Genomic DNA, 20132 nt, shown 5'->3' on the forward strand with positions numbered 1-20132 from the left:
AGCTAATGTCGGTATTAAATATGCTAATGATAATAAATCTTATACAAAACCGTAATCTAACAAACCCTCTGATTCTAATTCGCCACGCCAATAAGCGCCTGTTTGCTTATCAACAACGGAAAGCATATTAATAAGCTGATCTTCGTACTTATCTTCTAATTGCTTAATAAGTTCTTCAAGAGATTTTCCATTTTTCGCACTTAATATATCTGCACTACTTGGTATAGCCTCCATGACTTTTTCTATAATGACATCTGCAAGATCATCATATTCAAAACCGTAACCAAAAGTATTATGAGTTTGTAAAACAAGTGCATCCCATTGCTCCATTGAACCTGAAAAATTTGAAACAAGGGCTTTATAGTCAGGTTTTATTTTAGTCATTGGGTTTTGGCGTTCTGGTAAATTATTAGTTACTGCGATCGACTGGTTTAATTTTTTATTCTCTTCATGCTGCTTGGTAATTAACTTTTTTTGTGCGGCCTTTTTCTTTTTAGCCCTTTTTTGATCTTTGGTTAATGTTGCCATAAATTTTTCTCCTTTGAATTCTAGCTCAGATAACTGGTAAGATATTTTTCGCGTGAAAGCCTGTTGGTGTCTTTTCTATGTCAAATAATACTGATTGACCTGCTTTTAATGTTAAAAAACCATCCATTTCAATCTTTGAAAAATGAGCAAAAATATCATCAGAAAAACTATCTGTGTTGATAAAACCAAAACCTTTAGCATTGCTAAACCACTTTACTTTTTCCTGAACTTTTTTTGAGTTAATGTTCAATTTCATTATATGTCTGCTACCGTGTGATGGTCACTCTGTTAACTATCATGCGTTTTTAAATAGTATTTCGATCATCAAGATGTAGAAGAGGTACCATGCTTTTATGCAAAACGCCAAATACGACTAGTTGATTTTTATCTATGGTGTAATAAATAACATGACTTACATGAGGAAAGCTAAAAACATTATTCCCTACCTCATGGCATTGTTTACCAATAGTTGGTGTTTCAGATAGTACTTTTATGGTTTGACGTAATCCAAGGAGATACTTTTTAGATTGTTCTAGTCCCCATTGCCTTAAGGTGTAGCGACGAATTTCAATAAGATCTGTTTGCGCATCCCGGGTAAATCTATACGCTACCATTTAGTCATGTTGTCCAGATTCAAGTTCAGTAAAAAATTGCTCTCCATCAACAGTCTCACCATTATTAATATCTTCAATCGCGTTTATAGCTCTAGTTTGCAATAAGTGTAACTTTAATGTTTCTATACTTTGGTATTCATCTACAGATATTACTACGGCAACGGGCTTACCATTTTTATTAATTTGGATCGGTGCACGTTGAACCTTCATTAACATGTCACCAAATTGTGTTTTTGCATCATTAGCTGAGAGTGCTAGCATTTGAATTCCACCTTAATATCACTTGATTCAATCACTATACACGAATCGAATGATTGGTGCTAAATATATATACCGATTCAGCCTATCGATAGAGTACACCCATAAGATAGTATCTTTTTATATCAACATTTACTATCATATAAGTTGAATTTCCATTTATGATAGATAACTATCACAAAATCTAGGGTAATATGATATGGCTTTGGTAGGATATGCCCGGGTTTCGACAACAGACCAGAATTTAAGCATTCAATATGCAGCATTAAAATCTGCTCAGTGTAAAAAGATATTTTCCGAAAAAAAAAGTGGCACCCAAAAAAAGGAAAGAAGTCAGCTTGATGCTTGTTTGGATTATCTTAGGGAAGGAGACACGTTAATTGTTACCCGGGTTGACCGACTTTCACGTAGCCTTAGAGATCTTCAAAACCTCGCTCACGATTTAAAAGAAAATGGTATTCATTTAAAAGCTACAGAGCAACCTATCGATACTTCCAGTGCTGCTGGAAATGCTTTTTTTAGTATGTTGGGTGTTTTTGCTGAATTTGAAACAACATTGCGTAAAGAACGGCAACTAGAAGGGATTGCTAAGGCCAAAGCACAAGGAAAGTACAAAGGGCGTCAACCAACGGCTCGTACAAAATCCGAACAGGTGATCAACCTTATAAAGGAAGGACTTACCCGCCAAGCAGTTGCAGAAAAACTAGATATTGGTATTGCTAGCGTGTATAGGATCATTAAAGAATATATGGACGCTAATCCAACGACTACTTTACCCGGGTCTCGTTCAAAAATTAAAATTGCCAAACTAGATGTATCAATGAATGTTGAAAACAACAGTAAGTTTGTGCGTGGAAAGAGTAAAGCCCGGGAGTATATAGAGGATGAATGGATTTCTCAGTACGATATGTTCAAACCAGAAAAAGATGGTTGGGTCTATATTTTAAAGGTACCTTACAGTTCCCCACAAGATCTTGAAGAAACCGTCTACGATATAATGTCTGAGGCTCAATCCACAGCCGATATGAAAAATTGCTTTGTTGAAATTAATATTTCACATAAAGAATCGGGGCAGCATTGGTAGTTACCTCATAGCTACGTAAAATGACAACAATTTTAGTAATTCACTGCTTAGAGTAACTTTTCGTACCGTTGGACTTCAAACCCCTATACTGATTGGTCATACCGCAGTGAAGTAAACTTCTTTTTATACGAGTCAACTGAATTTACCGGCGACGCTTTATTAGAAGGTGGTTTGCGAGTAGGTTATGAATGGTATACAGACGGTGCAGAATATGAAGTTGCAGCTTTTGGTCGTAACATTCTTGATGAAGAACAGTTAACTGGCGCAATAGATTTTAATAACCTAACAGGTTACACCAATGAGCCACAATTTTTTGGTGTCGAATTTAAAGCTAATTTCTTTTAATTAAGTGGTAACGATTACCATTAGTGTTGATAAATTTTAGTGTTGAGAAATACTAAGCTAAAAGGGCTAACTTATCAGTTAGCCCTTTTTATTTAACATTGTTAAATTAGCGTTTTATACAATACTGTCTAATGTTAATTCCATCATTTCTTTAAAGGTGTTTTCACGTTCTTGTGCTGTAGTTTGCTCACCTGTTTTAATATGATCGCTTACAGTAAACACCGACAATGCTTTTTTACCGTATTCGGCAGCAACCCCGTAAAGACCAGCTGCTTCCATTTCTACTGCTAAAATTCCATATTTTTCCATTTGAGCGAACATTTCAACATTAGGTGTATAAAATAAATCGGCAGTAAAAATATTACCTACATGAAGTTTTAAATTTTTATTTGCTGCGGTATTTACTACTTTTTGTAATAAACTAAAATCTGCACATGCAGCGAAATCGCAGCCGTTTAATCGTTGACGGTTTACATTAGAATCTGTACTTGCAGCCATTCCAATAATAATATCTCTAATTTTAATATCATCACGAACAGCGCCACAGGAACCAATACGGATTATTTCTTCAACACCAAAATCTTTATACAACTCGGTTGCATAAATTGAAATAGAAGGAACGCCCATACCTGAGCCCATTACTGAAATTTCTTTACCTTTATAAGTGCCGGTATAACCGAACATATTTCTAACTTTAGTGACACATTTTGCATTGTCTAAAAAGTTGTCCGCAATAAATTTTGCTCTTAATGGATCGCCCGGCATTAACACCGTTTTAGCGAAATCGCCGAGTTCTGCACTGATATGAGCTGTTGCCATGAGAATCACCTTTTTTATGTAATTGAATTGGTTTATCTCAGTAAGTTTCTAGCTCATTTATTAACGACATAAGATGACTAGCAAGGATGTTTTACTGAAGGTTGTACATTACTATTATTACTCAAAAATACTAAAAAATTAATGAAAAATATAAAAATTATTGAATATATCGATATTTTCTAACTTAGTGTTGGTATTGAAACAATAACATTGGTAAATTGGCTGTGGGATTAGCTTCTAGGTGTCTAGACGTAAATAAAGAATTTAAAATACAGAATAAATGAGAAATACTATGTTTTACCAAACCGATGATGTACGAATTAATCAAATCAAAGAGTTATTGCCTCCAATTGCATTACTCGAACGATTTCCAGCCACACAAAAAGCATCTAAATCGGTTTTTGAGGGTAGGGAAGCTATCCACAATATATTTAACGGTAAAGACGATCGTTTATTAGTGGTAATTGGCCCTTGTTCTATTCATGATCCAAAATCTGCATTAGAGTACGGTGAGCGCTTAGTTAAATTAAGAGAAAAATACGCAGACACTCTTGAAATTGTAATGCGCGTATATTTTGAAAAGCCTAGAACAACGGTGGGCTGGAAAGGACTGATTAATGACCCTTATATGGACAATACTTTCCAGCTTAACGATGGTTTAAGAATTGGTCGTAAGCTGTTACTTGATCTTAATGACTTAGGTTTACCTACCGCAGGTGAATTTTTAGATATGATAACACCTCAGTATATGGGTGACTTTATGTGTTGGGGAGCAATTGGCGCTCGTACTACTGAAAGCCAGGTTCACCGCGAATTAGCTTCTGGCTTGTCTTGCCCTGTTGGCTTTAAAAATGGCACAGACGGAACCATTAAAATTGCTATTGATGCGATTGGTGCTGCTAGTGCTCCTCATCATTTTTTATCTGTGACTAAGTTAGGTCACTCAGCAATTGTTGAAACAACAGGTAATCCAGACTGCCATATTATTTTACGTGGTGGTAGAACAACAAATTTTGATGCTGATTCAGTAAAAGAAGTAACTGAGCAGCTTACAGACTCTTCGCTTAACACCAAAATTATGATTGATTTTAGCCATGCCAATAGCAATAAAAAATTCGAAAACCAAATGTTAGTATCAACCGATGTGAGCGCGCAAATTGCCAACGGTAACCATGATATTGCTGGTGTTATGGTAGAGAGCCATTTAGTTGAAGGTCGCCAAGATATGGTTGATGGTGAAGCTAAAGTTTATGGTCAAAGCTTAACGGATGCATGTATTGGTTGGGCTGATACAGAAAAGTTGTTAGCTCAACTTAATGATGCTGTAAGTGCAAGAAGATCTTAGTTTTTATAAAATAGTTAAGACAGATTAATTATCTATTGTTAAAAGGCACATTGGTATAATGTGCCTTTTTTCTTTCTTATAAACATACGTTCGTCAATAAATATTAAAGCTAACGCATTTTAAGCCGATAACCTGTTTAGCTATACTTTATGGTTAAGTTAGCGTTAAATAATTAGAACGAAGTCCTTAAGAGAGGTTTTATGTCTTTAACATTAAATAATGACAACGCAGTGAGTGAAATTACCACAGGTCATGCATTAAAAACGGCTAAATTATCTAAAGATCAACAAGAGCTAGAAGGTGAAATGGCACTTAAGTTAATTGATTCTGCGAATCTTAATGCTGTCGCTTTGCCTGTTGGTAATAGCGGTCACAATGTAAATATCAAAGTATAAATTTTAGTTATACAACTGAAAATTTAACGAATAAACGTTATAAGCAGCGTTTTGGTCTAGGCAGTCCCGCATATTTTGTCGCTTGTTTTGCGGGACCATCTGGGAATAACCTAAATAAATAACGGCTGCTTGCTTTTTCTTCCCCAAACTCTGCTTTCATGGCTTTAGTTAAAGCTCTTATGGCTGGAGAGGTATTAAAAGTTAGATAAAACTCTCGAACAAAATTAATAACTTCCCAATGCTCAGCGCTTAATTCAACATTATCTTCACTCGCCATAAATGCACCTAAATTAGCATCCCATTGAGTAAAGTCGAGCAAGTAACCTTGCTTATCCGTTAATACTTCTTGATTATTAAAAATCATTGCCAAGTTACCACGCTTTTGTAGTTAAAGGTCAACTTAACAAGTTGCTCCATGCTAATAAATTGTTCATCATTTTTTGCCGTCATTGATCGTGCATTGGCATGAGGTGCTACCACATTTACTTTACAGGTTACTTTAGCTAAAAGCGGATGGCTCAGGTTGTAACAACCGTCATCCATTAACACAATTAGATCATTGGCATGACAAGTATTAATACATTGTTGAAAATCATTAGACTCAAAAGCTGATTTACGTATTAAATTGAGTATGGACATAAATGGCTCCTAAAACCTAAAAATTGCATCATGTTGATGGAGTTCATCACTAAAGTCAGTTTTATCAAGCGTAACTACATTATCAAGGTGAAAACGGCTTTGAGTTAAGCCTCTTTCTTGTAGTGAAGTTTGGCAGACGTAAATTTTTTCAATATCGTAAAATTCTAGCGCAGAGAATGTTTTAAGGTAATCTTTTTTATTAATCAACTCAGCTTGTTGATCATCAATTAATTGATAAACACCATCACCATGAAAAAATAGGCTGATGGTTTGTTCATAAGAGCCAAAAACCATCGCAACATCTAGCGAGTCTTGCCCATTTGAAGATGAAAAGGGGGCCTTTGAATTAATAATGGCAACAGATTTTTGATTACTCATAATTGCACCACACGATCGGCTTGTGTCGTTAATTCAACGAGTTCGCCTAAACCTGAAACAATGAAAAAATCATGCAGTAAGTCTTTTGAATTTTCATCATTCATACCTCTTTTTTCAGCAGCGGTATAACAAAGGTGAAGTTTTAAATCATATTTATCATGTAGCTCTTGCCAGTGATTAATGGCTTGGAATTCATCACTAGCAATAGAGACTTGTTTATTCGCATTGGTCACACCTTCTTGATAGAAAAAGACACCTGTAATTTCAATACCGGTATTGATGGCTGTTTTTATATAGTCGATAGCAGTAACGGTTAAATTACTAAAAGGCGGCGTTGTAACCATAATGGCAAGTGTTGACACGTTAGTTTCCTGTAACTGAAATAAAAAAGCCTCGCTGAGCGAGGCTTTTATTATAAATAATTTAACTATTGTAAATCAATTATTAACTGATTTAGTCATCACCACCAAATGCGCCTAAAAGGTGTAATAAGCTAGTGAAAATATTATAAACATTTAAATATAAAGACATAGTGGCACGAATGTAGTTACGTTCACCGCCATGGATTATACGACTGGTATCAAATAATATTAACCCTGACATTATCATAATAATGGCTGCACTACCGGCTAAAGAAAGTGCTGGGATTTGGAAAAATAAATTTGCAATACCTGCAACGATAACAACGATTAAGCCTACCATTAAAAAGCCACCCATAAATGAGAAGTCTTTTTTACTTGTTAAAGCATAACCTGACAATGCGAAGAAAATCAGCGCTGTTCCGCCTAAAGCTTGCATAATTAAAGAAGGATCAATTGCTGCGTAATAGCTTAACATTGGGCCTAAAGAAGCTCCCATTAAACCAGTAAAAGCAAATATCCATAAAATACCGCTACTTTTTTCTGCTTGCTTATTTACAATAAACATTACGCCAAATGCGCCTAACATCATGACTAACGCCATCATGTGAGATAAACCCATGGCCATAGAAATTACAGCGGTAACAGTACTGAAAACCAAGGTCATTGATAACAACATATACGTATTTTTTAATACCTTGTTGATTTCAATTGCTGAACTCTGACTAGCAGCATTTAAACTCATATTAGATTGCATAAATCTTCCTTATAAAACTAATTATATATATTAGATGGGGGTTAAAACCTCAATTTCAACTGTATTAATTGAGCAATGAAAAATCAACCCTTGTGACATATTATGGCATGGTGATTTTTAAATAGCCATGGCTAATCTTGTTGAAATTGATTAATAATTTGTTTTCTTTTGTAACAAGTTAAGTTGTGGTCGTTAACCATACCGCATGCTTGCATATGTGCGTAACATATTGTTGAGCCAACAAATTTAAAACCTCTTTTCTTTAAATCTTTACACCAAAGATCAGACTCTTTGCTAGTAGCAGGTGCGATATCTGAATCAGCAAAGGTATTAACAATAGTTTTGTGGTCTACAAATGACCACATATAATCGCTAAAGCTGCCAAATTCTTGCTGTATTTCCTGAAATCGCTGAGCATTATTAATAGCCGCTTCTATCTTCTTTCGGTTCCTAATTATGCTTGGGTTAAGCATTAAAGTATCAACTTCTTGTTGTCCAAAAGTGGCAACCATATCAACATTAAAATTGGCAAAAGCTTTTCTGTAACCATCACGACGCTTTAAAATGGTATACCAACTTAATCCAGCTTGAGCAGATTCTAAGGTTAAATATTCAAATAATTTTTGATCATCATAAACGGGGATTCCCCATTCTTCATCATGGTATTTAACATAATCAGGTTTTGTTGTATCTAACCAAGTGCACCTACAAATTGTGCTTTTATCCATTTTATCTATACCTTTGTTTGAATTGGCATCAAAGTGATTAAAATTTTAGCAATCAAACACTTTTAGTTAATAAAGTCTTTACAAGTGTTTTTCGACACTTTAATATTCGCTCCGTCTTCAAGCAAGCATTTGTTTAGACATCTATGGTGAGATGGCTGAGTGGTCGAAAGCACCGGTCTTGAAAACCGGCGAGGGTTTGTAGCCCTCCTAGAGTTCAAATCTCTATCTCACCGCCACATTTAGAAAAGCCCGTTGCGAAAGTAACGGGCTTTTTGCTTTAATAAACGCGATAAATATTTTTAAGGGTTTGTAGCACAACACCTTCGACATAGAGTTCAAAGCTCTATCTCACCGCTACATTTAAAGAAGGCGCTAATCGAAAGGTTAGCGCCTTCTTGCTTTCTGACACTTAATAATATTAAAGGTTTGTAGCGCAACACCTTCGACGTAGAGTTCAAATCTCTATCTCATCGCCACAAGTTGTCGCTATCGTCATGCATTCTTTACAAGTTTCATCTTAAATATTCCCCCATTAATCTCTAAAGTCTTGCGCTTTTAACAGCAGTATGGGAAAAACAATTACTTTTTTTCAACAATAAATAGATAACATGATTAAAAAATCCTTATTAGCTATTGCTATTTCATCAACGTTTATTATCACCGCTTGTGATCAATCGCCAGAGTCTACTACTGTTAACACTTTAAAAGTTCAGCCTGAAAGTGAGGTTGCTCCAGTAGCAGTAGATGCTACAGAACAAGCAAATAAAAAGTTCGATGAGCTTTATAAAGCTGCTGTAATGCGTAGTCCAATGTACCAAACTTATTTAGGTATAAAAGATGATTACGATAAGTGGGACGATATTTCAGAAGCAAATACTTTAAAAGAACTTGCTATCACTAAAAAAGATCTTGCGACCGTGAAAGCGATTGATGAAAGCAAGTTAGACGCACAAGCTAAAATTAGCCGTACTTTATATATACAAAGTTTAGAAAACGAGATTGCTGATCATAAATGGCGCTTTCATAGTTACCCTGTAAATCAAATGTTTGGTTTACACTCTCAAATACCTGCTTTTTTAATTAACCAGCACTCCATCAGTAATGAAAAAGAAGCACAAGATTATATTTCACGCGTAAATGGCACTGAAAAGCTATTAAACCAGTTAGTGGATAATCTTAAGCTTAGAGAAGAGCTTGGGATCATTGTACCTAAGTTTGTGTTTGAGCATGTTATTCGAGACTCTAACAATATTATTACTGGTGCTCCTTTTGATGATGGCGATGCTAGTACTGTATTAGCTGATTTTACTCGTAAAGTAAATGAATTGACGATTGATGATGCTAAAAAGTCTGCCTTAATAAAAGAAGTAGAAACAGCTTTAACAACCCATTTAAAGCCGGGTTACGATAACCTAATTACTTATCTTACTTATTTAGAAACAAAAGCTGATGATCGTGATGGTGCATGGAAATTCCCAGAAGGTGAAGCTTATTTTAACAATGCATTAAAACGTACTACAACTACAGATCTAACAGCCAATGAAATTCATGAAATTGGTTTAAGTGAAGTAAAACGTATTCATGATGAAATGCGTGTAATAAAAGATAAAGTGGGTTTTGAAGGCGACTTGAATGCCTTTATGGAATTTATGCGCAACGACAAGCAGTTTTATTATGCAGATAACGAAGAAGGAAAAGCGCGTTATTTAAGTGAAGCTGTGGCACTTATTGATGATATGAAAGGCCGTTTAGATACTTTATTTTTAACTAAACCTAAAGCTGAATTAAAAGTAAAAGCGGTTGAAGCTTTTAGAGAGAAGTCGGCAGGTAAAGCCTTTTATCAATCGCCAGCGCCAGACGGCTCTCGCCCTGGTATTTACTACGCTAATTTATACGACATGGAAGCAATGCCAACCTATCAAATGGCAGCACTTGCTTACCATGAAGGTATTCCTGGCCATCATATGCAAATGGCTATTAAACAAGAGCTGGAAGATATGCCAATGTTCAGAAAGTTTGGCGGCTATACTGCTCATACAGAGGGCTGGGGTTTATACAGCGAAATGATCCCGAAAGAAATTGGTTTATACCAAGACCCTTATTCTGATTTTGGTCGTTTGGCTATGGAACTATGGCGCGCTTGTCGTTTAGTAGTAGATACAGGTATTCACACTAAAAAATGGACGCGCGAGCAGGGGATTGAGTACTATGTAACTAATACCCCTAATGCAAAATCTGATGCAGTTAAAATGGTTGAACGCCACATAGTGATGCCTTCTCAAGCGACAGCATACAAAATTGGTATGCTTAAAATTGTTGAGCTTCGTGAAAAAGCGAAAGATGCACTAGGTGATAAGTTTGATATACGCGAATATCACGATATTATTCTTAAAAACGGTCCTGTGCCTTTAAATGTACTTGAAGACTTTGTTGATGAATATATTCAATCTAAAAGCTAAGTAGATATCAGGACAGTAGATATAAAATAATATTAAAGCCACTTATCCTAAGTGGCTTTATTTTTTTTAAAACAATACAAACGAGCAATTTCGTACTAAGCTTATAGATAACTCTTCTTAATAGAGGTCATATCATGAAAGCTAACATTTTTATTATATGCTTTGCGGTAATTGTTTCAGGCTGCCAATCGTCGCCTTCGTCACTTCATGGTTCCACAATTGAGCCACCATTATTAGATGAAAAATTTCCTGGTTATCAAAATTTTACTGTTGAATCTGAAGATGAGATTTTTGCTTTAGATGATGAGATGAAGTTAATGGTTGCTCAAAAATTAACGCCTGAACAAAACATTAAAAGACGTGCATTAAAGCTGCTTAAGTTTATATTTAATTCAGAAAACATTTCATTAACTTATGCAAGAAATGCCAATGTTACTGCAAGGCAAGCTTTTCATAATCAACAAGCTAATTGTTTATCACTCACTATACTCGCTTACTCACTTGCTAAAGAAGCGAACTTAGCCGTGAGTTTTCAACAAATTAATACCCCCGAGTACTGGGTTAGAAATGGACGATATAATTTTTTAACCGGGCATGTAAATTTATTAGTTAAACAAAAACAAGATCATGGTAAATCTTATAACTTTGGCAGTGACGGTTTTCAAATAGACTTTGATCCTCTGGCAAGTAAATCTACATTTAAAAGGGCGGTTATCGATAAAAAAATCGTTCTAGCAATGTTTTACAATAATAAAGGCGCTCAGGCTCTTATTAAAAAAAACTACGCAAAGGCCTATCAATATTTTAAAACATCGGTTGATGTTGCTCCTTATTTTTCACAAACATGGGGTAATTTAGGGGTATTATATAAGTTAACTAATCAAATTGAAGAGGCAGAGTTAACTTACCGTTATGCTGTAGATTTAAATGATGAAAACTTAACGGCGTTAGAGAACTTATCCATTTTATTATTCCAAGAACAAAATTTTGAAGAAGCGACGAGTATAAAAGATAAGTTACAAACGATTCGTAGAAAAAACCCGTACTATTATGCGTTACTCGCCGACGACGCATTTTATAGCGGTAATAATGCCGATGCTTTACGCTATTATAAAAAGGCTATTAAATTAAATCGCAATGTTCATGAGTTTTATTTTGGACTAGCTAAAGTCTATTCTAAGATGAATGAAATTAGACTTGCCCAAGAATCGATTGAACGTGCCATTTTACATAATAACAGTAGAGGAACTAATCGCTTGTATATTGCTAAATTAAACTATTTAAAAGATGCCGCTATTGAGAATTAGAAGACAAAGAACATTAAGTACAATATTTTTGTTAATCATTACGGCATGCAGTACTAATAAAGCGCCTAAGTACAAGCTAATATACCCTGATAATATTCATGATGAAATAAATGCGACTTTATTATTAGCAGATTTTAAAACTTTATCTTCTGATGAATTTGAAGGGCGCAAAACAGGAACTTTGGGTAACTTAAAAGCAAGATATTTCATTGAATCAAAATTAGCTTCCTTTAATACGCTCACATTAGCTAGTCGTCAGAAAACTAGTAATACAAAAGCTAATGATAAAGGAAGTTATCGACATAGTTTTACTCACCAATCTTTAACGAAAACGGTTAACGGACAAAATTTAGTAGCGCTAGTGAAAGGGAGTCATTTTAGCGATAAGTACATAGTATTAAGTGCTCATTTTGATCACTTAGGCAGTACAGGGCGGTTAATTTATAATGGTGCTGACGACAACGCCTCTGGTACTGCTGCATTGCTTAACATGGCAAAAATTATCTCAGAAAATCCATTACGCTATAGCGTAATATTTTTATTTACTGACGCAGAAGAGTCGAATTTATTAGGTGCCAAAGCTTTTTTAAATGACTTTACGGCTATAGTGCCTAATATAAAGTTAAATATAAATTTAGATATGATCGCAGGTGCTAAAAAAACCAAATCATTGCACTTTATAAGTAAAGGAGTCGACTCTATTATTGAAGATCCCATTTACTCACAAATACAAGAAGACTTATTTAGTCATGCCAATTTGAGTATCAAAAAAGGGTTTAGAGACACAGATACTCATGGTAGTTTGGTTAGAAAAAAAGTTAAATGGCTAGTCGCAAGTGACCATGGGGCATTTAACCGAAAAAAAATACCTTTTATTTACTTTGGTGTAGGCACTCATGAAAACTATCATACCAGTGATGATACGTTTGAAAATATAAATCAACAATTCTACCTTTTGGCAACCCAAGCAATATACCGTCATATTCGGTTATTAGATCACTATTTATGACCAACTGGTCAATTTTGTTAAACATAAAATTTAAATTCCCGTTATACTAAGTGTTCTGTATTTTAAATCTTGCATTGGAATACAACGTTTTATTATTAAATTTACTATTAAGGTTATCCAACAATGGAAAAACGTTTCATCACAGCCCAAGAGCTACTTGAAGATTCTTTTAGACTAGCAGCAAAAGTATTTGAAGATGGTTTTAGACCTCAATTTATTGTTGGTATTTGGCGAGGTGGAGCACCAATTGGTATCGCCGTGCAAGAGTATTTTGACTTTAAAAAAGTTGAAACCGATCATATCGCCGTTAGAACCTCTTCGTACTACGGTATTAACCAACAAAGTAAAGAAATTAAAGTACATGGACTGCATTACATTATAGAAAATGCTAATGCTGATGATGGGTTATTAATCGTTGATGATGTATTCGATTCTGGTAGAAGTATTGATGCATTAATAAAGCAAATAAAGTTACTCAGCAGAAAAAACATGCCTAAAGATGTACGGATAGCTTGTCCTTGGTATAAACCACAAAATTCAAAAGTTTCATTAGTGCCTGATTATTATATTCATGAATCAAGCGAATGGTTAGTTTTTCCGCACGAGTTATCGGGGTTAACTCCTGATGAAATAATTGAAGGAAAAAAAGACTTAGTTAATATTAAAGACTTATTAGTTTGATACAGTATTTTTAAATTCTCAGCAATCACCTTAACTGTGCTAACCATGGGAATGGTGATATTTGGTTATCATTTATGTCATATAAAAAAATAAATATTGTAGTTTTTTTAACGTTAATTCAATTTTCAGTTATGGCGAATGTTAAAAACCCATTGATATTATTATCTATTGATGGGTTTTCTAATACTTACCTTGAAAAATACCAGCCACCAAACTTATTGTCACTAGCAAAGAATGGTGTTCGGGCTCAAGCACTTACACCTGTTTATCCAAGCAAAACATTTCCTAACCATTTATCTATTGTTACGGGCGTATATCCTGCGAAACATGGAATTGTTCATAATCGTTTTTATCGTCCCGATTTAAATAAATCTTATTATTTAGGGGCTGGTAAAGATGACTCGTCATGGCTAACAGCTCAACCAATATGGACGGTTGCTGAGCTTCAAGGATTAAGAGCCGCAGTTTACTTTTGGCCTGAATCAGAAGCAACAATTTCTGAAACGCTACCTACATATTATTATCCATATCAGCACAACACCCCTAATATAACCCGAGTTAATCAACTTATTAATTGGCTAAAGCTGCCGAGTGAAGAGCGTCCTCAATTATTGATCAGCTACTTCTCAACAGTTGACAGTGCAGGTCATGAGCATGGGCCAAATTCCAAACAAGTTGCATTAGCGGTTAAAGAAGTTGATCAATTAATAGGTTTATTAGTTTCTCGTATTAATAATGAAATAAATCAAGATGTTAATATCGTTATAGTGTCTGATCATGGGATGGTCCCTCTGACAAAATCTCCTATAAAAATTGTAAGTTTATTAGAAGAAGACGACAAGTTAACCGTAGTTAATGGCCAAACACAGTTACTTATTTATAGTGATAGTGACGCGCTTATTAAAAACGCTCATTCTCAATTATCAGCTAATAATGGCTTGGATAAAAAATTTAAAGTTTATCGTAAAAAACATTTTCCACAATCTTGGCATTTAACAGGTGATTCACCAGCAATTCCTGACTTAATTGTTGAAGCTATACAACCTTTTTATTTCACATCGTCAAAAAGGAGAACCGTTGCAAGTCATGGCTTTGATCCTTTAAATGACAAAGAACTAGCTGCAATATTTATTGCTGCGGGACCTGACTTTATTGCACCACAAACGATTAACGCCTTCGAAAATATCCATATTTACCCTTTGCTGGCTAAATTGCTAGGGATTAAGCCTAATAGCCAAATAGATGGAAATATAAAAGTATTAGAATCGATTATTAATATCAATAATCATTAAATTAAGATGTTATTATAAATACAAAACTAGCTTCTTATCTTAGGTATAAGCTATGTTAAATATTGTTCAATAAGAAAAGGTTATGACAACTAAATGCAAAATACCTATATCGCCAGACAGGCCATATTCGATAACAAATCGAATACTGTAGGCTACGAATTATTGTTTAGAAATAGTCCTGAAAATTGTTTCCCTGAGATAGATCTTGATATAGCCAGCTCTAAGCTAATTATTCAAAACCACCTTCATGGTGATATACAAAAAATTAGTATGGATAAAGTGTCTTATATTAATTTTACTGAAAATGGTTTAACTCAAAAATATCCATTAATTTTTGATAAAGATTCAATTGTGATTGAATTAATAGGCATTAAAAAACCGACTGAACGCTTACTCAAAATTATTAAATACTACTTTGAAAAGGGGTATAAAATAGCGTTAACTGAGTACGATCTTAATGAGCATTGGGATAGTCTAATTCCTTATTTATATGCGCTTAAGATAGATGTAGAAAAAATAAATACCAAACGTTTAGTGCCCGTAGTAATGAAAATAAAACCGTATGGCATAAAACTAATCGCTGAAAAAGTTGAAACTAAATATCAACAACAATCGTTAGTGGAAGTGGGGTTCGACTATTACCAGGGATTTTTTTATCACGAGCCGGAAGTGATAACAGGGAAAACACTAACGCCTATTAAAGTGCAAATGCTGAACCTTCTCAGTGAAACTTTCAATTACCCATTAGATTTTGATAATATTGCCGACATTATCAGTCATGATGTTAATTTAACTTTTAGTTTACTTAAAATGGTCAATAACGTCGCTACTGGTACCAAAATAGAAATAACCTCTTTAAAACAAGCTGCAGCTTATTTGGGTGAAGATAAATTACGGCAATTTGTTTCAATTTTAGCTTTATCAAATTTAACCACTGAAAGTACCGACGAGCTTTCAAAACAAGCACTCATTACTGGTAAATTAATGGCAGAGTTATCTAAGGAACAAGTATTTAAAGAAGTTCATAGCTTTGCTTTTATTACCGGTTTATTAAGTGCCATAGAAGTTATGCTGAATATGCCGATGGAAGAAATCATGAAAACTATGCCATTAGCAATGCCGATTCAAAATGCTTTAGTCAGTCATGACGGTTTATTAGGAGACTTGCTCGATCTAACCACCAAATACATCACGGGCAGAGGAGATAATTTAACTCATCGTATTGATAGTTTTTCTCTAGATGCGGGTGTTTTACAACAAGAATTTGTTTCTGCAAGTCATTGGTGTACCGAGCTGTTGAATTAAAAAAGCGGTTAAATTAAATTATTATGTATTAGGCGATATCATTTTATGTATTGCCTATAACTTAAGGTAAAATTTAAGGTAAACTGTAAAAATAACTCAATACGCGTAAGAATAATGAAAACTGAATCTGAATTAAGAGCTCGATATAACGATAATACCCGTGGTGTTTATTTTATAGGCACAACACCGCCTAAAGTTGACACTTCGCTCGAAGATGTAGAATTAATTGCTGATAAGTTAGTCGATAGAATCAAAGATATCGCCATTGATGGCTTAATTGTTTACGATATTCAAAATGAAGACTCTCGAACCAGTGTACCAAGGCCATTTCCTTTTAAATCGACACACGATCCTCGTCATTATTCTGCCTTATTAAATAAAAAAACATCGCGTCCGGTTATTACATATAAAAGTGTAGGTCAAACTGATGCTAGCTCATTTGATCAATGGTTGAACGAAGCGTGGCATGATTACGGTGTAAAAGAATTAGTATTAGTTGGCAGTCCCTCTATTAAAAACCAAGTTAAATTGCCTTTAGCAGATGCTTATAAAACGACAGTTGAAAACGAAAATAATTTCTTTATTGGCGGCGTTACTATCGCAGAGCGACACGCTAAAAAAGGTAATGAGCACGAACGTTTAATTGAAAAACACGAACAAGGTTGTAATTTCTTTATCTCTCAAGCTATTTATAACCCTCAAGAAACTATCGATATATTAACGCGTTATGCGATAGAATGCCAAAAACGCTCACTAAAACCCCAACGTATTATTCTAACATTTTCACCTTGTGGGAGTGATAAAACACTTAACTTTATCGAATGGTTAGGCGTTAGTGTACCCGAAGCAACTAGTTTAAGAATTTTAAACGCAAGTAACCCTTTACATGAATCGATTCGTATTTGTTGTAATAGTTTAAATCAAATTCTTGATGCGGTGGTCAGCTATAACTTGCCTTTGGGCTTAAACATTGAAAGCTTAACTAACCGTAAAGAAGAAATTAATGGCTCAATTTTACTGTATAAGCTTTTACGTTCAACCATGGATACCTATTTAGCCAAACACGAATTAGAAATGTTAAAAGCTCAATCAAACTGAGCGTTTACTTGAATAAAGTGTAATTAAAAAAGTTATTGCACATTGCCTTTTCGCCATTTAGAATATTTTTTGCACTAAACACTTAATAATGAAGGAATTAAAATGACTACAGGTACAGTAAAATGGTTTAACGCAGACAAAGGTTTTGGCTTTATAACACCTGATAGTGGTGGCAAAGACCTATTTGTACACCATTCAGAAATTCAAACATCAGGTTATGCGACTTTAGAAGATGGACAAAAAGTTCAATTCGAAGAAGGTCAAGGTCAAAAGGGGCCTTGTGCAACTAACGTGGTCGCACTATAGTTTTAAAAAATTATAAGGCCTTAATAATCGATAACTGGTGAGATCTTACCATGAATTATTAAGGCCTAAACCATTTATAACTGAATACACTTTTGCTTTTTCATCTCTCTTAATGCACTCAGCTAGTTAAAACGCCTAGATAACGTGACTATCTAAATATTACATGTTATATAAGCCTTTGATTTAAATTATTTCAAATGTTGAGTTCTAATGATAAAAATTTCTCGCCTTTCTATCGCAATCCTTATGTTAACAACCCTAGGTTGTTCTGAAAGTAATGATTCTATAAAAGAAGTAAAATCGCCTTCACCTTCAGAGGATGTTAAAGAAGTAGTAAGCCAAATCGATAATCAAACAAACTATAAAGAGGGTGTCGATTACCGTGTTGTTAGTAACATTAATGTTGGTGATCTAGAGCCGCCATTTTTAGTTGAGTACTTTTGGTTAAGTTGCGGCCATTGTCAAAAATTAGAAAAGCCGTTAAACGAGTTTAAAGCAAACAATCCTGAAGTAGGCTTTATACGCAAACATGCTGTGCTTGGTGAAAGATGGGTAATGGATGCTAGGCTTTATTATGCGTTAGAAGAAACTAACAACAGCCAACACTTTGATGAATTCTTTGGCTTATATATGCAAGGCATGACAGAAGAAAAGTTTAATCAATTTTTCAAAAAGAACAATATCGATAAAGGTGCTTTTCTTGAAGTAGCAGGTAGTAGTGAAAGTATTTTAGCTCAGTTAAAAGAAAACCTAAAAGAAATGGCAGACAACAAAATGACAAGCGTGCCGGGTATTGTTGTAAATGGTAAATACTTAATAACTAAATCTCATGGTGACTATTTTGATTTAGTGAAATACTTACTCGCTAAAAAATAGCAATAGAACAATGAATAGGGGGCTTGTATGTTATTACAAGCCCTTTTTATTTATGAAATTAAAAGTGTGTAATTAATCTTAATCTACCTTTCTGTTTCTACCACTTGCCGCACGTTGTTTATTCTCACTTTGTACGTAAACCGTATCAGTTGTTGCCATACTCGCATGCCCGAGATCTTCAGATACATCTTTAAGCGCTCGGCCACGCTCAATCTCCATACTCGCACCAGTATGACGCAACCAGTGAGAAGAAGCTTCTTTAAGTTTTAATGCTTTGTTAGCTGTTTCTCTATTTCTCATGTTTTCATAAGCTTGATCGAAGACCGTTTGTACTAAACGTCTCAAGTTTCTTGAGGTCATACCGCCTTGACCTCGTATTTTTTCTACTAATACAGTGTTCTCACTGGTTAAAGGCAGACCAGATAAGCCACGAGATAAACGATAGCGCTCTAGAAAAGGTAAAAAATCGATGGGTACTGTAATATCTCGCAATTTTCTGCCTTTACCAAAGACTTTTAACCACCAATTTTCATCTTCATCTTGCCAGAAATGTCCCATAATGGGTGACCAATTTGACCGCTCTGAAAGCTCTGAAATCCTTAAAAACAATGTCTTTAAAATAGCAATCACGAATAAATTACGTTCATGATTTGAATTTTCGTCTGCCATATCAACCGCTGTATCTAATACATATTGCCATTGTGCGGAGGTTAATCGTTTTATTTCTTTAACCTGTGAATCGGTTATAAAATGGCGACAATCTTTTCTGGCAATAGTAGCGGGATTACCAAGACAAAGTTCATCAGCCATTAAGTAGTTATAAAATACAGAAAGCGCGGTAAAAGTAGATTTTAATGTTTGCTGTGAAGGACGATATTTTTTCTTATCAATACTTCCTTCGAGTTTTTGACTTTTTGGTATTTGGATTTTATAAGGAGCCCAAAATTCGTTTGCTGACGAGTAACCATTAGACAATTTAAAGCGCTCTTGATTAGATGTACCGATCCAAGTGATTGGTGGTTGCCAGCAAAAGTCAGCGTATTCTAAAATATCAGTTTTACGTAATTGGTTAATAGGCGTTTGCTTTTCAATAAACGACCAAAGTAGAAATCGTTCAATTTCATTTCTGAATCTATCATAGGTATGAACAGATTTATTTCTTCCTGTATATTCAAGAAAAGATTTTCCCCAGTGAAAGTGTTCAAGCCACCAATTAGGATTTGATTCAAATAAGCGCTCAAGCTCTGGATAGTCTTCAAAGTCAAACTCTAGCAAGTCGAGATATGACGGATATAAAGGAACAGGTGTAGTTAAGGACATTTCAAATTAAACCAATATAGATACAGTTAAGCTAGTGTATAACGCCAATTACACTATGTCCAATACTTAACAGTATTGGACATAGTGAGCTATGTGAATTATAGGGATGTTGTTCCTGTGATTACTGTTAATCCAAATTAAGAACTAGATCGGATCCAGCTTTCACTGGGAAATTATCTTATTGAATTAATTGGTCTATTTTGTGTTTTAGCTTACTGACATCTTACTGT

At 34.7% G+C, this 20132-nt stretch carries 25 protein-coding genes and 1 tRNA gene; 14 read left to right on the forward strand and 12 right to left on the reverse strand.

All coding sequences use genetic code 11. From position 1 onward, the window contains the following. Positions 1-39: 39 nt before the first annotated feature. Genes AC27G3_RS05100 through AC27G3_RS05115 form a run of 4 tightly spaced genes read right to left on the reverse strand, consistent with a single transcriptional unit; the run spans position 40 to position 1403 of the window. Positions 40-528 (reverse strand): hypothetical protein, encoded by a 489-nt coding sequence (locus tag AC27G3_RS05100; protein ID WP_487119432.1) that lies wholly within the window; start codon positions 526-528, stop codon positions 40-42. Positions 529-553: 25 nt separating this feature from the next. After that, positions 554-784: a cold shock domain-containing protein gene (locus AC27G3_RS05105; RefSeq protein ID WP_487119434.1), complete on the reverse strand. Its 231-nt coding sequence runs from the start codon at positions 782-784 to the stop codon at positions 554-556. Positions 785-833: 49 nt separating this feature from the next. After that, on the reverse strand, positions 834-1142 hold the full coding sequence (locus AC27G3_RS05110; protein WP_487119436.1) for a type II toxin-antitoxin system RelE/ParE family toxin: 309 nt from the start codon (positions 1140-1142) through the stop codon (positions 834-836). Continuing rightward, entirely contained in the window at positions 1143-1403 is a 261-nt protein-coding gene (locus AC27G3_RS05115) for a type II toxin-antitoxin system Phd/YefM family antitoxin (protein ID WP_487119438.1), read from the reverse strand. A 196-nt stretch (positions 1404-1599) separates the two neighbouring features. On the opposite strand from AC27G3_RS05115, the gene AC27G3_RS05120 reads away from it, so the two are divergent. Together AC27G3_RS05120 and AC27G3_RS05125 are read left to right on the forward strand one after the other, a co-directional pair. Next, positions 1600-2484: a recombinase family protein gene (locus AC27G3_RS05120; RefSeq protein ID WP_487119440.1), complete on the forward strand. Its 885-nt coding sequence runs from the start codon at positions 1600-1602 to the stop codon at positions 2482-2484. A gap of 171 nt (positions 2485-2655) precedes the next feature. After that, positions 2656-2829: a hypothetical protein gene (locus tag AC27G3_RS05125; protein ID WP_487119442.1), complete on the forward strand. Its 174-nt coding sequence runs from the start codon at positions 2656-2658 to the stop codon at positions 2827-2829. 114 nt (positions 2830-2943) lie between these two features. Here AC27G3_RS05125 and deoD read toward each other — a convergent pair whose 3' ends face one another. Continuing rightward, positions 2944-3648 (reverse strand): purine-nucleoside phosphorylase, encoded by a 705-nt coding sequence (deoD, locus tag AC27G3_RS05130; protein WP_487119444.1) that lies wholly within the window; start codon positions 3646-3648, stop codon positions 2944-2946. A 292-nt stretch (positions 3649-3940) separates the two neighbouring features. Here deoD and aroG point away from each other — a divergent pair, with 292 nt between their 5' ends. Both aroG and AC27G3_RS05140 read left to right on the forward strand, forming a co-directional pair. Beyond that, on the forward strand, positions 3941-4993 hold the full coding sequence (gene aroG / locus AC27G3_RS05135) for a 3-deoxy-7-phosphoheptulonate synthase AroG (protein ID WP_487119446.1): 1053 nt from the start codon (positions 3941-3943) through the stop codon (positions 4991-4993). Between the two features lie 200 nt (positions 4994-5193). Beyond that, on the forward strand, positions 5194-5388 hold the full coding sequence (locus AC27G3_RS05140) for a hypothetical protein (RefSeq protein ID WP_487119448.1): 195 nt from the start codon (positions 5194-5196) through the stop codon (positions 5386-5388). Positions 5389-5425: 37 nt separating this feature from the next. On the opposite strand, the gene AC27G3_RS05145 is transcribed toward AC27G3_RS05140, so the two are convergent. The 6 genes from AC27G3_RS05145 to AC27G3_RS05170 form a co-directional block, all read right to left on the reverse strand. Then, positions 5426-5752, reverse strand: a complete 327-nt coding sequence (locus AC27G3_RS05145) for a TusE/DsrC/DsvC family sulfur relay protein (RefSeq protein ID WP_487119450.1) — start codon at positions 5750-5752, stop codon at positions 5426-5428. Then, positions 5749-6027: a sulfurtransferase complex subunit TusB gene (tusB, locus tag AC27G3_RS05150; RefSeq protein WP_487119452.1), complete on the reverse strand. Its 279-nt coding sequence runs from the start codon at positions 6025-6027 to the stop codon at positions 5749-5751. The genes AC27G3_RS05145 and tusB overlap by 4 nt, the downstream gene beginning before the upstream one ends. Positions 6028-6036: 9 nt before the next feature. Continuing rightward, entirely contained in the window at positions 6037-6405 is a 369-nt protein-coding gene (gene tusC, locus AC27G3_RS05155; protein WP_487119454.1) for a sulfurtransferase complex subunit TusC, read from the reverse strand. Continuing rightward, positions 6402-6767 carry a sulfurtransferase complex subunit TusD gene (gene tusD / locus AC27G3_RS05160; protein WP_487119456.1) on the reverse strand — a complete coding sequence of 122 codons (366 nt, stop codon included), beginning with the start codon at positions 6765-6767 and terminating at the stop codon, positions 6402-6404. Before tusD ends, tusC begins: the two co-directional genes overlap by 4 nt. 91 nt (positions 6768-6858) lie before the next feature. Further along, positions 6859-7521, reverse strand: coding sequence for a Bax inhibitor-1/YccA family protein (locus AC27G3_RS05165; protein WP_487119458.1), 663 nt, complete (start codon positions 7519-7521; stop codon positions 6859-6861). Between the two features lie 131 nt (positions 7522-7652). Next, on the reverse strand, positions 7653-8249 hold the full coding sequence (locus AC27G3_RS05170) for a DNA-3-methyladenine glycosylase I (RefSeq protein ID WP_487119459.1): 597 nt from the start codon (positions 8247-8249) through the stop codon (positions 7653-7655). A 145-nt stretch (positions 8250-8394) separates the two neighbouring features. On the opposite strand from AC27G3_RS05170, the gene AC27G3_RS05175 reads away from it, so the two are divergent. From AC27G3_RS05175 to AC27G3_RS05220, 10 genes are all read left to right on the forward strand, one after another. Then, positions 8395-8485: transfer RNA gene (locus tag AC27G3_RS05175), tRNA-Ser, on the forward strand. A 372-nt stretch (positions 8486-8857) separates the two neighbouring features. Further along, positions 8858-10708, forward strand: a complete 1851-nt coding sequence (locus AC27G3_RS05180) for a DUF885 domain-containing protein (RefSeq protein ID WP_487119461.1) — start codon at positions 8858-8860, stop codon at positions 10706-10708. Positions 10709-10842: 134 nt separating this feature from the next. Further along, positions 10843-12015: a tetratricopeptide repeat protein gene (locus tag AC27G3_RS05185; protein WP_487119463.1), complete on the forward strand. Its 1173-nt coding sequence runs from the start codon at positions 10843-10845 to the stop codon at positions 12013-12015. Continuing rightward, on the forward strand, positions 12005-13024 hold the full coding sequence (locus AC27G3_RS05190) for a M20/M25/M40 family metallo-hydrolase (protein WP_487119465.1): 1020 nt from the start codon (positions 12005-12007) through the stop codon (positions 13022-13024). Before AC27G3_RS05185 ends, AC27G3_RS05190 begins: the two co-directional genes overlap by 11 nt. Positions 13025-13147: 123 nt before the next feature. After that, a complete protein-coding gene (locus AC27G3_RS05195) occupies positions 13148-13705 on the forward strand; it encodes a phosphoribosyltransferase (RefSeq protein ID WP_487119467.1) in 558 nt (185 codons plus the stop codon). A gap of 74 nt (positions 13706-13779) precedes the next feature. Further along, on the forward strand, positions 13780-14997 hold the full coding sequence (locus AC27G3_RS05200) for an alkaline phosphatase family protein (RefSeq protein WP_487119469.1): 1218 nt from the start codon (positions 13780-13782) through the stop codon (positions 14995-14997). Between the two features lie 93 nt (positions 14998-15090). Further along, positions 15091-16302, forward strand: a complete 1212-nt coding sequence (locus AC27G3_RS05205; protein WP_487119471.1) for an EAL and HDOD domain-containing protein — start codon at positions 15091-15093, stop codon at positions 16300-16302. Positions 16303-16416: 114 nt separating this feature from the next. Beyond that, positions 16417-17400: a methylenetetrahydrofolate reductase gene (locus tag AC27G3_RS05210; RefSeq protein ID WP_487119472.1), complete on the forward strand. Its 984-nt coding sequence runs from the start codon at positions 16417-16419 to the stop codon at positions 17398-17400. Positions 17401-17502: 102 nt separating this feature from the next. After that, positions 17503-17706 carry a cold-shock protein gene (locus tag AC27G3_RS05215; protein WP_487119474.1) on the forward strand — a complete coding sequence of 68 codons (204 nt, stop codon included), beginning with the start codon at positions 17503-17505 and terminating at the stop codon, positions 17704-17706. Positions 17707-17916: 210 nt separating this feature from the next. Then, positions 17917-18582 (forward strand): thioredoxin domain-containing protein, encoded by a 666-nt coding sequence (locus tag AC27G3_RS05220; protein ID WP_487119476.1) that lies wholly within the window; start codon positions 17917-17919, stop codon positions 18580-18582. A 78-nt stretch (positions 18583-18660) separates the two neighbouring features. On the opposite strand, the gene AC27G3_RS05225 is transcribed toward AC27G3_RS05220, so the two are convergent. Continuing rightward, positions 18661-19902: a tyrosine-type recombinase/integrase gene (locus AC27G3_RS05225; RefSeq protein ID WP_487119478.1), complete on the reverse strand. Its 1242-nt coding sequence runs from the start codon at positions 19900-19902 to the stop codon at positions 18661-18663. Positions 19903-20132: the final 230 nt, after the last annotated feature.

The sequence above is a fragment of the Colwellia sp. SU-HH01217 genome (genome assembly GCF_057543495.1).

Excerpts from the sequence above, each read along its gene's own strand:
- AC27G3_RS05100 (WP_487119432.1), bottom strand. The coding sequence starts at position 528 with ATGGCAACATTAACCAAAGATCAAAAAAGGGCTAAAAAGAAAAAGGCC.
- AC27G3_RS05105 (WP_487119434.1), bottom strand. The coding sequence starts at position 784 with ATGAAATTGAACATTAACTCAAAAAAAGTTCAGGAAAAAGTAAAGTGG.
- AC27G3_RS05110 (WP_487119436.1), bottom strand. The coding sequence starts at position 1,142 with ATGGTAGCGTATAGATTTACCCGGGATGCGCAAACAGATCTTATTGAA.
- AC27G3_RS05115 (WP_487119438.1), bottom strand. The coding sequence starts at position 1,403 with ATGCTAGCACTCTCAGCTAATGATGCAAAAACACAATTTGGTGACATG.
- AC27G3_RS05120 (WP_487119440.1), top strand. The coding sequence starts at position 1,600 with ATGGCTTTGGTAGGATATGCCCGGGTTTCGACAACAGACCAGAATTTA.
- deoD (WP_487119444.1), bottom strand. The coding sequence starts at position 3,648 with ATGGCAACAGCTCATATCAGTGCAGAACTCGGCGATTTCGCTAAAACG.
- aroG (WP_487119446.1), top strand. The coding sequence starts at position 3,941 with ATGTTTTACCAAACCGATGATGTACGAATTAATCAAATCAAAGAGTTA.
- AC27G3_RS05140 (WP_487119448.1), top strand. The coding sequence starts at position 5,194 with ATGTCTTTAACATTAAATAATGACAACGCAGTGAGTGAAATTACCACA.
- AC27G3_RS05145 (WP_487119450.1), bottom strand. The coding sequence starts at position 5,752 with ATGATTTTTAATAATCAAGAAGTATTAACGGATAAGCAAGGTTACTTG.
- tusB (WP_487119452.1), bottom strand. The coding sequence starts at position 6,027 with ATGTCCATACTCAATTTAATACGTAAATCAGCTTTTGAGTCTAATGAT.
- tusC (WP_487119454.1), bottom strand. The coding sequence starts at position 6,405 with ATGAGTAATCAAAAATCTGTTGCCATTATTAATTCAAAGGCCCCCTTT.
- AC27G3_RS05165 (WP_487119458.1), bottom strand. The coding sequence starts at position 7,521 with ATGCAATCTAATATGAGTTTAAATGCTGCTAGTCAGAGTTCAGCAATT.
- AC27G3_RS05170 (WP_487119459.1), bottom strand. The coding sequence starts at position 8,249 with ATGGATAAAAGCACAATTTGTAGGTGCACTTGGTTAGATACAACAAAA.
- AC27G3_RS05180 (WP_487119461.1), top strand. The coding sequence starts at position 8,858 with ATGATTAAAAAATCCTTATTAGCTATTGCTATTTCATCAACGTTTATT.
- AC27G3_RS05185 (WP_487119463.1), top strand. The coding sequence starts at position 10,843 with ATGAAAGCTAACATTTTTATTATATGCTTTGCGGTAATTGTTTCAGGC.
- AC27G3_RS05195 (WP_487119467.1), top strand. The coding sequence starts at position 13,148 with ATGGAAAAACGTTTCATCACAGCCCAAGAGCTACTTGAAGATTCTTTT.
- AC27G3_RS05200 (WP_487119469.1), top strand. The coding sequence starts at position 13,780 with ATGTCATATAAAAAAATAAATATTGTAGTTTTTTTAACGTTAATTCAA.
- AC27G3_RS05205 (WP_487119471.1), top strand. The coding sequence starts at position 15,091 with ATGCAAAATACCTATATCGCCAGACAGGCCATATTCGATAACAAATCG.
- AC27G3_RS05210 (WP_487119472.1), top strand. The coding sequence starts at position 16,417 with ATGAAAACTGAATCTGAATTAAGAGCTCGATATAACGATAATACCCGT.
- AC27G3_RS05215 (WP_487119474.1), top strand. The coding sequence starts at position 17,503 with ATGACTACAGGTACAGTAAAATGGTTTAACGCAGACAAAGGTTTTGGC.
- AC27G3_RS05220 (WP_487119476.1), top strand. The coding sequence starts at position 17,917 with ATGATAAAAATTTCTCGCCTTTCTATCGCAATCCTTATGTTAACAACC.
- AC27G3_RS05225 (WP_487119478.1), bottom strand. The coding sequence starts at position 19,902 with ATGTCCTTAACTACACCTGTTCCTTTATATCCGTCATATCTCGACTTG.